The organism is Arthrobacter sp. AL12, from assembly GCF_029960645.1.
In the GTDB taxonomy this organism is placed as follows: domain Bacteria; phylum Actinomycetota; class Actinomycetes; order Actinomycetales; family Micrococcaceae; genus Arthrobacter.
Genome location: NZ_JASBQY010000014.1, coordinates 1 through 10,783, shown reverse-complemented (window position 1 = coordinate 10,783; position 10,783 = coordinate 1). Strand labels below are relative to the sequence as shown.

General features: G+C 65.2%; 10 protein-coding genes. 8 read left to right on the top strand and 2 right to left on the bottom strand.

What is annotated here, in order from left to right:
• The first annotated feature begins 188 nt into the window (after positions 1 to 188).
• From QK291_RS14345 to QK291_RS14315, 7 genes are all read left to right on the top strand, one after another.
• Positions 189 to 272 (top strand): LacI family DNA-binding transcriptional regulator, encoded by an 84-nt coding sequence (locus QK291_RS14345; RefSeq protein WP_282383192.1) that lies wholly within the window; start codon positions 189 to 191, stop codon positions 270 to 272.
• Between the two features lie 75 nt (positions 273 to 347).
• Positions 348 to 1,211 carry a substrate-binding domain-containing protein gene (locus QK291_RS14340; protein WP_348994583.1) on the top strand — a complete coding sequence of 288 codons (864 nt, stop codon included), beginning with the start codon at positions 348 to 350 and terminating at the stop codon, positions 1,209 to 1,211.
• 117 nt (positions 1,212 to 1,328) lie between these two features.
• A complete protein-coding gene (locus QK291_RS14335; protein ID WP_282383070.1) occupies positions 1,329 to 2,648 on the top strand; it encodes an ABC transporter substrate-binding protein in 1,320 nt (439 codons plus the stop codon).
• 95 nt (positions 2,649 to 2,743) lie between these two features.
• Positions 2,744 to 3,835: a sugar ABC transporter permease gene (locus QK291_RS14330; protein ID WP_282383068.1), complete on the top strand. Its 1,092-nt coding sequence runs from the start codon at positions 2,744 to 2,746 to the stop codon at positions 3,833 to 3,835.
• Entirely contained in the window at positions 3,832 to 4,752 is a 921-nt protein-coding gene (locus tag QK291_RS14325; protein WP_282383066.1) for a carbohydrate ABC transporter permease, read from the top strand. The genes QK291_RS14330 and QK291_RS14325 overlap by 4 nt, the downstream gene beginning before the upstream one ends.
• Entirely contained in the window at positions 4,749 to 6,371 is a 1,623-nt protein-coding gene (locus QK291_RS14320; RefSeq protein ID WP_282383065.1) for an alpha-amylase family glycosyl hydrolase, read from the top strand. Before QK291_RS14325 ends, QK291_RS14320 begins: the two co-directional genes overlap by 4 nt.
• 990 nt (positions 6,372 to 7,361) lie before the next feature.
• Positions 7,362 to 7,745 (top strand): serine hydrolase domain-containing protein, encoded by a 384-nt coding sequence (locus tag QK291_RS14315; protein WP_282383064.1) that lies wholly within the window; start codon positions 7,362 to 7,364, stop codon positions 7,743 to 7,745.
• A gap of 111 nt (positions 7,746 to 7,856) precedes the next feature.
• On the opposite strand, the gene QK291_RS14310 is transcribed toward QK291_RS14315, so the two are convergent.
• Together QK291_RS14310 and QK291_RS14305 are read right to left on the bottom strand one after the other, a co-directional pair.
• Positions 7,857 to 8,492, bottom strand: a complete 636-nt coding sequence (locus QK291_RS14310; RefSeq protein ID WP_282383063.1) for a heavy metal-binding domain-containing protein — start codon at positions 8,490 to 8,492, stop codon at positions 7,857 to 7,859.
• Between the two features lie 300 nt (positions 8,493 to 8,792).
• Entirely contained in the window at positions 8,793 to 9,482 is a 690-nt protein-coding gene (locus tag QK291_RS14305; RefSeq protein WP_282383061.1) for a hypothetical protein, read from the bottom strand.
• 181 nt (positions 9,483 to 9,663) lie between these two features.
• Here QK291_RS14305 and QK291_RS14300 point away from each other — a divergent pair, with 181 nt between their 5' ends.
• Entirely contained in the window at positions 9,664 to 9,804 is a 141-nt protein-coding gene (locus QK291_RS14300) for a hypothetical protein (RefSeq protein ID WP_282383058.1), read from the top strand.
• The last annotated feature ends 979 nt before the right edge of the window (positions 9,805 to 10,783 follow it).

Below are 10,783 nucleotides of genomic sequence, written 5' to 3'. Positions count from 1 at the left end.
CGGTCCGACAGCCTGTGGGATCTGCAGGGAAGCCTCCGTGTTTCGGGGCCAGTACCTCCACCCGTCTCTGCGTTTACGAAACGCAACGCGATCCATTGCCCACCCTTTAGTGTTGAACCTGCACCCAACGAAACCGATTACGTAACGCGCCCAGCAGTCAACAAAGGCACCCTCAGGGAGGAGGAACAGTGGTCACCATCCGCGATGTCGCCAAGCACGCCGGCGTCTCTCCGGCCACCGTTTCCCGGGTGGTCAACGGACTGGTCGGCTAGTCCGATGAAACCCGCGAGCGTGTTGAGAGTGCGGTCAAGAGCCTCTCCTACGAAACGGACCACCTCGCCCGGGGCCTGAAAACCCGACAGACCTCCGTCATCGGACTGCTCGCTCCCATGGTGTCCGACGCCCTGGCCTCCCAGGTCATGCAGGGCGTCGAGGAGGAAGCCCAGGAACGCGGCTACGCCGTGATGCTGGGCCGCACCGGCGCCAAATCCGCCTACATCGCCGGATACCTCCGGACGCTGCGCACCTACCGGGCCGCCGGCGTCATGATTATCTCCGCGGTGATCACGCCGGAGACCAGGCAGCTGCTGGGGCCCAACGTCCCGATCATCTCCGTCGCCATCAGTGACAAGTCGGGCTCCCCCAGCGTGGCGATCGACGACGAGCAGGCGGCCTACGACGCGACCCGTCACCTGCTGCGCCTCGGCCACCGCCGCATCGGACTCCTGACCGGGGATCCGGCGTCGATCCACGTCGCCCAGCCCCGGAAACGCGGCTACCTCCGCGCCATGACAGAGGCGAACTGCACGCCTGTCACCGCCACCGGCAGCTTCTTCTACGAAAGCGGCGCCCCCGGCGTCGACGAGGTGCTGCAGCAGGAGCCCGGCCTCACCGCGATCTTCGCGATGAGCGACGAGATGGGCGCCGCCGTCGTCAATGAACTGCAGCGACGCGGCCTGCGCGTGCCGGAGGACGTCTCCGTCCTGGGCTTCGACGGCACCTCCACCTCTCTGCACGTGAATCCGCCGCTGAGCACCATGGCCCAGCCGCTCGAGGAAATGGGGCGGATGGCCGTGAAAAAGCTGCTCCGCTCCCGCGACCTGGGGCCGAAGATCATGCCGCACCGGCTGATCGAGCGCGGCTCCACCGCCCCGCCCTCATCGACGTCGTCCAGCACCGCCCCGCCCGGGCAGCTGGAACCAGCCAGCTAATCCCCAACAGACCACCTACCACCGGCGGCCGCCGGCGCTCCCCCGTGCCACGCAGCAGCCGCCGCAGTTCCGCATGCACCAAATCACTCGCACAAATCAGATAACAAGGAGCAACACATGAGGCAGCGCCGCCGCACCTGGCAGACTCTTCTCGCCACCACCGCCACCCTGACCGTCGCCGCCGTCGCCCTCACGGGCTGCGGCGGGACTGCCCCGGAAGCGAAGAGCACCCCGAAGGCCGCCGCCGCGTCCTTCGAGGGCAAGGGCCCCATCAACTACGTCTCCAACCGCGACGCCTCCGGGGCCGCGAACAAGAGCATCGAGGAGTGGAACGCCGCCCACCCGGAGGAGAAGGTCACGTTCATCGAACTGCCGGACTCCGCGGACCAGCAGCGCCAGCAGCTCATCCAGAACGCGCAGATCAAGTCGGACACCTTCAGCGTGCTGAACCTGGACGTCGTCTGGACCTCCGAGTTCGCCGCCAACAAGTGGATCCTGCCGCTGCCGGCCGACGCCGTCCCCACGGACAAGATGATCCCCGCCACGGTCAACGCCGCGACCTACCGGGACTCCCTGGTCGGCGCCCCGTACTACACCGACGGCGCGCTGTTCTACTTCCGCTCGGACCTGCTCAAGGCCGCCGGCATCGCCGCCCCGCCGAAGACCTGGGATGAGATGAAGACCGCCTGCAAGGCGATCCTGGCCCTCCCGGAAGCGGCCGGCATGTCCTGCTACACCGGCCAGTTCGACAAGAACGAGGCCCTGACGGTCAACTTCTCCGAGGCCGTGGCCTCCGCCGGCGGCTCGATCGTCGACGCCGACGGCAAGCCCACCGTCAACACCCCCGAGGCCAAGGAGGGCCTGAACCTGCTGGTGAACGGCTTCAAGGACGGAATGTTCCCCTCCGACGCCATCACCTACCTCGAGGAGCAGGGCCGCCACGCGTTCCAGGAGGGCAAGCTCGTCTTCATGCGCAACTGGCCCTTCCTGCACGCCTCCCTGAGCGCCACCGACGGCTCCAGCCAGGTCGCCGGCAAGTTCGACATCACCTCGATCCCCGGCACCGACGGCCCCGGCGTCTCCACCCTGGGCGGCCGCAGCCTCGCCATCTCCCCGTTCACCCCGAACAAGGCCACCGCCCTGGAGTTCGTGAAGTTCTTCACCAGCGAGGAGCAGGCTCAGAAGCGCCTCGCGCTGTCCTCCCGCGCCCCGGTCTATGCCTCGCTGTTCGAGGATCCCGCCGTCGTCGCCAAACGCCCGTTCTTCCCCACCCTGCTCACCTCGCTGAACAATGCCCAGCCGCGCCCCAAGGTGGTCCAGTACGGCGCCACCACCAAGGCGATCCAGGAGGAGGCCTACGCGGCCATCACCGGAGCCAAGGACACGGACACGGCGCTGAAGGACATGCAGGCCAAGCTCACCGAGCTGACCAAGTAATCCAGCCGTAGCCCCTGCAGTCCAGACCACACGCCTGGCCGGCCGGTCCACCCCGGCCGGCCAGGCACGCTGCAACTCCAGTTAGGTACCGAAGCATGACGACGACGACCGCCCCGCCCGCCGGCGCGCAGACCGGCACGCCCCAACCAGGCAGGCCCCGCAAACGCGGCCACCGCTCCCCCGGTGAAGGCCGTATGGCCGCGATGCTGCTCTCCCCCACCCTCCTGGTGCTGGCCCTGGTGATTGTGTACCCGCTGCTCTCCGCGGTGCACCAGTCCCTGTTCCGCGCGGAATCCGGCCTGGACGCGGACGGCTTCGTCTCCGACGTGGAGTCCTTCGTGGGCCTGGCCAACTACGCCGACCTCTTCGTCGGCGAATCCGGCCGGCGCTTCCTGAACGCCTTCGCCAACACCACCTTCTTCACCGTCACCACGGTGTTCCTCGAGACCGTCCTGGGCCTCTGCCTGGCCCTCGCCATGAACCGCGCCTTCCGCGGCCGGTCCTTCCTGCGCGCCAGCATCCTGGTCCCCTGGGCCGTCCCCACCGCCGTCTCCGGCCTGCTGTGGCGCTGGATCTTCCAGTCCGACGGCATCGCCAACAACATCCTCGGCAGCGAGATCCTCTGGACCGCCGAAGGCAACGCCTCCAAACTCGCCGTCATCATCGCCGAAGTCTGGAAGACCGCCCCGTTCATCGGTCTGCTGGTCCTCGCCGGCATGCAGGTCATCCCCGGCGAAGTCTACGAAGCCGCCCGGATCGACGGCGCCGGCTGGTGGCGCCAGCTCGGCTCCATCACCCTCCCGCTGGTCAAGCCCACCCTGCTGGTCGCCGTGCTGTTCCGCATGCTCGACGCGCTGCGCATGTTCGACCTGCCCTTCGTGCTGATCGGCTCCGGCAAGGAATCCGTGGAAACCCTCTCCATGCTGGCCTGGGACGAATCCAACCAGCTGCGCTACGGCTCCGCCTCCGCGTTCGCCGTCATGCTCTTCCTGTACGTCGCCGTCGTCGCGATCGTGTTCGTGAAGGTGCTCGGCGCCGACGTCACCGGCGCCAAGGAACTGAAGCTGCTGTCGAAGAAGACCGCCCGGAAGAACCGCATCGCGGCAAACCAAGCGACGGCCACCGCCGACGAGGCGACCGCTGACCTGTCGAACTCCGACCAGACGAAGACCGAGGCCACCCGATGACCATCTCCGACCTCCGCAACGCCGCGGCGGACTCCGGCGCCGTCGCCGGCTCCTCCAACGGCACAGCCCCGCCGTCGACCCGGCCCAAAGCCAAGCGCACCTGGCGCTCCTACAGCGTCTACGCCGGCCTGGCCCTGATCTTCGCCTACTGCCTGGCACCGTTCTACTGGATGCTGGTCTCCAGCCTCCGCCGCACCGCGGACATCTTCGACAACACCCTGCTGCCGGCCCCGTTCTCGCTGGAGAACTACGCCAAGGTCTTCGACGGCTCCACGATGTTCGGCCAGGCCCTGCTGAACTCCCTGATCGTCGCCGGCACCACCACCACGTTCGCTCTGGTCCTGGGCGTGTTCGCCGCTTACGCCATCTCCCGGCTGAACTTCCGCTTCAAGTCGGTGATCCTGGGCGTCATCATCGCGACCTCGATGTTCCCCGGCATCTCCGTCGTGGTGCCGCTGCTGCGGCTCTTCACCGACATCGGCTGGATCAACACGTACCAGGCGATGATTGTCCCGAACCTGTCCTTCGCGATCCCGCTGGCGGTCTGGAACCTCACCACCTTCATGAAGGCCCTGCCGTTCGACCTCGAGGAAGCGGCCATGATCGACGGCTGCACCAAATGGCAGGCGTTCCGCCGGGTGCTGCTGCCGCTCGCCGCGCCGGGCGTCTTCACCACCGCGATCCTGACGTTCATCCACAGCTGGAACGAGTTCATCATCGCCCTGTCGATGATCAACGACCCGAAGATCCAGACCGCCACGGTCGCGATCTCCAAATTCACCGGAGCCACCGAATTCCAGGCGCCCTTCGGCGAGCAGATGGCCGCCGGCGTGATCGTCACCGTACCGCTGGTGATCATGGTGCTGATCTTCCAGCGCCGGATCGTCGAGGGCCTCACCGCCGGCGCCAGCAAATGAGCCCGGCCCAATCCGGCACGGTCGAGGAAACCACCTTCACGCCCGACGTGCAGTGGTGGCAGTCCGCGGTGATCTACCAGGTCTATCCGCGCTCGTTCGCCGACGGCGACGGCGACGGCGTGGGCGACCTCGCCGGGCTGACCGCCCGGCTGCCGTACATCGCCTCGCTCGGCGTCGACGGGATCTGGATGACCCCGTTCCAGCCCTCCCCGCAGCTGGACCAGGGCTACGACGTGTCCGACTACTGCGGCGTGGACCCGCTGTTCGGCACCATGGAGCAGTTCGATGCGCTGCTGGAGCTGGCGCACTCACTCGGCCTGCGCGTCCTGCTCGACGTCGTCCCCAACCACTGCTCCTCGGAGCACCCGCTGTTCCAGCAGGCCCTCGCGGCCGGCCCGGGCTCGCGTGAACGGGACATGTTCCACTTTGTCGAAGGCGTTGATGCCAACACGCCGCCGAACAACTGGCAGAGCGTCTTTGGCGGCCGCGCCTGGAGCCGCGCCACCGGATCGGCGACGGACACGGACTGGTACCTGCATCTGTTCTCGGCCGGGCAGCCGGACTGGAACTGGCGCAACCCCGCCGTCGGCGACTACTTCGACGGCGTGCTTCGGTTCTGGTTCGACAAGGGCGTGGACGGCCTCCGGATCGACGTCGCACATGCGCTCTTCAAGGCCGAGGGCCTGCCGGACTCGCCCTCCACGGGCGGAGTGGTGGACGGGCTGCGGTCCAATCCGCAGGTCTCGGACCAGGAGGAAGTCCACGAGGTGTACCGCCGCTGGCGCACCCTGGCCGAGAAGTACCAGCCGCACCGGTTGCTAGTCGGCGAGGTCAACCTGGAACCGGCCCGCGCGGCCCGCTACACCCGCGCGGACGAGATGCAGCAGGCCTTCGCGTTCGCGTTCGTGAAACTCGGCTGGGATCCGGCCGCCTGGGCCGCCGCCGGCAACGAGCTCGAAGCCGCACGCCAACTCCACGGCGCCACCCCTACCTGGGCGCTGGAGAACCACGACATCGTCCGCTCAGTCACGCGTTTTGGCGGCGGGGATCTGGGCAACGCCCGCGCCCGCGCATCGCTGGTGGCGTTGCTGGGTTTGCCCGGTCCGGCGTACCTGTACCAGGGCCAGGAGCTGGGGCTGCCCGAGGTCGACATCCCGCTCGAGGCCCGGGTGGATCCGATGTGGGCACGTGGCGGCGTCTGCCGCGACGGCGCCCGCGTTCCGCTGCCCTGGACCGGGGACCCGGCGTTCAACCACGGCTTCTCGCTGGCTGACCCGGCCGCGGAACCCTGGCTCCCGCAGCCCGCGGACTGGGGCACGCACGCGATCGAACTCCAGCAGCAGGACCCTGAGTCCTCACTGGCGCTGGTGACCAGGGCGCTGGAAATGCGCCGGCTGCTCTGGAAGAACGAGGTCTTCGGCCCGGACGACGGCGGGACCTGGCGCGTGGAAGCCAGGAACCTCCTGGTGTGTGAGCGCAACGCGGAGTTCCTGGTCACCGTCGCGATGGGCACCGAGCCAGTGAAGCTTCCGTTCGGAACTGTGCTGCTCAGTGCCGTGCCGCTGGAAGAGCACGGCTGGCTGCAGCCGAACAACGCCGCATGGGTGCTGCGGGGCTGAGGATTGGTCCGTTCGGGGCCGTTCACACTCTTTCGCGGAACGTGGACGGCCCTTTTGCATCTGCGCTGGCTATTCGCCGGCACCGCGCACGCACCCGCCGCAGAAGGGAACCGGCATGGCACCGCCGGTGCCCATCCTCACTATGAGGCCAAGTCTCCCAGCAGGGCTATCAACCCTGCCTTCAAGGGGCCAGCGGGGCGGTCACGCTGCCCTTGGCGTTGCTTGCCTGCTTCGGTGCCCACGATGTTGAACGAGGCATCCAATTTAACTGTCTCGGACGTCCCGTCGGCCTTCCGGCCAAGCGCCTCGTGGGCAGCCCCTCCGCATAGGTTTCGCGGACGACGGTAGCGATGCGTCGATGATCTTTCTGCGCTTGGCGTATTCCGGGAAGACGGCCAGGCTGGGGCTGCTGAGCGCTGCAGCGTCGGCGAACCGGTCAAAAGCAACGAGGTCCTCAGCGCGGCCCTACCCGCGAGTGAGCAGCACCAGCACCACGAGCCCAGCACAAGCGGCTGCTGGCCCCCATGGCCGAGTCCCAGGACCGATGCTGCCCGGCCAAAGATCACACCGCCTTGCCAGATATCAGGAAGAGGCCGCGGATGGCGGAAGCATCGAGTGCCGGACCTACACCTTAGTAAGCAACGTCGGTGATCGAGCCGACGTCCGTTCCGCTCATTCGCCGGAACAATGTCGTCGCCTGCTTCTCTGTCAATGAGGCGACATGATCGCTGGCCGCTCTGACCCTATTTTCGTGCTGCTCCAGGTCTTCCAGACGATCGGTCGGAAGTAGATGCTCGCCAGCGCAGTAGTTCTGTCCGGGGCCGCGTTCGCCAAATCGCTGAAGCTCGATGTGATCACGCTGGAGCTGGACACGCACCTGACTTCTGACGGCAAGGTCATCGTGTGACAGGACGACTCCATCCAGGAGGACAATTGCCACGACGCCGCGCCGGGTACGCCCGGCGGCACAATGTCTCCTGTTGTGCTTTCTTGGCCGCGGGCATCCTCGGCGGCGCCATACCGCCGGCACCTGCCCCTTCCGCTGCGCCGGCCCCCGAACCCGTGAAGCCGGAGCAGGCCTACGCGGAGTTGGACTCCTTCCTTCAGGAGCAAATCGATGCCTTAGGAATCCCGGGCGCCGCTGTCGCCGTCGTCCGAGACGGGGTCCGCGGGCAAGCCGCCGCCTTTGGCCGCGCCGATGACTCCGGACGGCCGATGACCGCGCAGACGCCGGTACTGCTGGCCTCCACCAGCAAGACCCTCACCGCCATCGCCGTGATGCAGCAGGTTGAGGCTGGCCGGCTGTGGCTGGATGAGACCGTGCAGACTTACTTGCACTGGTTCCCGCTGGCGACAGCCGCCCGTCAGCCATAGCCGTCCGCCACCTGCTCTATCAGGCCAGCGCCATGGCCCCGAAGGACACGTCCTTCGGGGCCTCCTACGCGCAAGGACAGGAAGCCCTCGAAGAAGGGGTGCGGGGTAGCCCTACGCCAAACCAGCGTGCTCGCTCTTCTCGATGACGACAGCGTTGCCATTCGCGGTCACTGCAAACAAGAACGGCAGATACAGGGTTCCGCCTGAACTGGTCGCAGTCTCGGGGTCCATAGTCAGGTAGTCGAAGTCCACCCCGATCACAGCGTTGCATCCGAGTGCATAGGCTGCTTCTTTCAACTCCGCCAAGGCGTTTTGTCTGATTTGCGACAGTCCTGCCAGAAGGTCTGCGCCGACATCCTTGTTCACGCCGCCGAGCCATCCGCGGGTTGGGCGGTCCATCGATACCGCATCGTCGCCAGAAATATAGCCTGAGTACTTTGTGATGGTATAGCCCTCAAAGTTGAAGCCGGAGCTAATGAGCATGCTCGCCACGGCATGCTGCTTCGCTAGCTCAGCTTGTTCCGCGTTGGCCTGCTCCAGCGCGAGACGTTCCTGCTCCTGAACTGTCCGTGCCTTCTCCTGGGTAAGATACTGGTTGTAATGGCCGACCATCTCGTCCGTGTTGACGCCGTCGTCGACGCTCAGACCAGTCATCCCGGACTTGCACTGGAAGTCTGATTGCTTTAACCACTGATCGAAAGCGGCGGGGTCAAGTTGGTATTTCTTGGCAATGTCTCTAGTTTTCACGTAAATCCCTATCGTAGATGCTGCATGGCGTGCTGGTTGGTGGGGCCGACATCACAGATCAAGCTTGCAAAGCGATAGCTATTCATCGGACCTGTTTAGGACTCTTGCAGACCGCAGACCTCGGCCTTCGGCAGTAGTGCCGCGGAGCACCCGTCCTATGCGGAGCGCAGTGGCAGTCAAAGATCGAGTCGGCCAGAGACGGGAATCCGCGGACGGCTGGCGGTTCCGTCGTCGGAGATCTTCCGGTCCCGAACACGAACTGATGTCGGAGAGGGATCACATCTCCCGACCGTTTGCGGCTTAGCCAATTTTGGTCCAGATGCCGCAGCGTTCGGAGATGAAACCTTCGCCGGAACGGACGGCGACTGTGACGCCTTTGGGCGCGAAGCTGACGAAGTCGTTGTCGATAATGTCGCCGCCGCCTGCATTCCGGGTCCAGTAGCAGTCCTTCACGCCCGGTTTCGTTTTGTAGGTTCCGGGTTGCATGGTCTCGCCGACTACGTACGTGCCGTCACTGATTTTCACTGCCGTGATGACTTCCTGGAGCCCTGCTGCGTGGGGCGCGTCCGGGCACATGGCCAAGGCTGCCTTGGCGGTTGACTTCTTCAAGTCAGCCTTCTGCTCGAACGTCTCGACATAGCCATCTGGGAGCTTCGTGCACAGCTCCAACACGGTGAAATACGCCGCGGATGGCACGGTCACATCGCCACCGTTGGCGGCCACGGTATCAACGACAGCCTGCTCAGCTGGGTTTAGCCGGGGCTTCTCTGATTTGGAGTAGCCGTCAATCTTGATCAGGCAGGTGTCGGAGCCGGTGTAATTCGGGGTCGGCCAGACTTCCTTGAACGATCGGTAAGTAGCAGTATCCTGCGCGGTCGTGCTGCTCTGGCTGGAGCCGCAAGAGAATTTGTACCTTGTGGCGATTTTTGCGGCATCGGCCGCTGCCGTCGCGGCGGCAGCGAATTCGGCTTCCGTGACGTTGACAGTCACTAGAACGTCCTTGGCGTTTGAAGACGTTCCGGCGGCCGGGTTTGTGGACACCACGGTAACGGTCTCGTTCGGGACAATGGTGGTCCACTTGGACCCGTCCTTACCGACGATGACGGAACTGAACCCCTGGTTTGCGAGGGCTGCGCGGGCTTCCAAGAACAGCTTCCCGTTAACATCCGGGATGGCGCGAGCCGTCCTGATCGGCGACGGCGCCGGCGCCGGCGACGATGCTGACTCCGTCGACAAAGGGGTCGATGACGCCCCTCCCCCGCAGGCCGTGATTCCGACCATGAGCGTGGCTGCCACGACGGCAGTGACGTAGCGTTTCATTTTCCCCAATTTCGATTTTTCTGGTGCGGTGATGGTGGTCTGAACGGAGGCGGCTGGCGAATTTTCTAACCATAGTGGCCGCATTGACGACTGGTACGCACATGATTCGGCAGCGCAGGTGGACGTGCCGGAGTGACGTAGGCTATTGGACCTGTGCCACGACGATTGGGTCCCAGGCGCAGTGGCCGAACGTGGGACCGGGCTTACTACAAGTCTGCCACCCCCGCCTTCGCAAGCCTGGCCGTGATTGGCTTCGACGACGAGCCCGGGGCCGGCCTAGAAACTGTACTCCCAGCTGTCAGCACTAGTACAGCATCGTTCCGAGGGCAGTAGTTTCTGCAATTTTCTCTTGAGAATTTTGTCTTCTTGAATAAGGGCCCCCGAGCAACTCGGGGGCCCTTCCTTCATGATGCTTAGAGGGAATTAATCCAAGCGGCCCGATCAGAGAAGAATGAAAAGACCGGCTCGTAGAGGACGACGAACTGGCCTGCTTCGGCGTTCTTGTTGTCAAAGCACACGTCACCGCTGGCCTTACCACCCGGAGCGATCTCACCGGAGTTGAGCGTGTTCTTGCTGCCCGTGAAGCCAGGTTTCAGGATAGTGCCAGAAGGAGTCTGGAGCTTCCAGTCGAATGCATTGAAGGAAATCGTTTCCTTCGAGCCGTTACTTAGGGTGGTTGCGGTGCAAATGGTCTGGCCAAATGTTGCGTCACCGTTCGCGATCGGGGCAGACGTAACAATGGCGTCGCCGACCTTAAGGGGTGCGCCCGCTTGTCCTACGACATCATCCTTCTTGGCGCCCGGGAAGGCCGCCTCTGCTGCAGGAGCCGGAGCGGCTGCTGCAGGGGCTCCGGGGGCTGCGCTCGAAGCGTCCGCGGAAGGTGCGACAGCAGTAGAGGTGTCGGCCTTTCCCCCGTTAGCCCCAGGTTTTCATGGCGGGTCCGTCGGGATGGCGTGTTAATCAGGGAAAGG

Bases quoted from the DNA above. Each gene is read 5' to 3' on its own strand.
- QK291_RS14335 (WP_282383070.1), top strand. From the start codon at position 1,329: ATGAGGCAGCGCCGCCGCACCTGGCAGACTCTTCTCGCCACCACCGCC.
- QK291_RS14330 (WP_282383068.1), top strand. From the start codon at position 2,744: ATGACGACGACGACCGCCCCGCCCGCCGGCGCGCAGACCGGCACGCCC.
- QK291_RS14325 (WP_282383066.1), top strand. From the start codon at position 3,832: ATGACCATCTCCGACCTCCGCAACGCCGCGGCGGACTCCGGCGCCGTC.
- QK291_RS14320 (WP_282383065.1), top strand. From the start codon at position 4,749: ATGAGCCCGGCCCAATCCGGCACGGTCGAGGAAACCACCTTCACGCCC.
- QK291_RS14300 (WP_282383058.1), top strand. From the start codon at position 9,664: ATGGCGCGAGCCGTCCTGATCGGCGACGGCGCCGGCGCCGGCGACGAT.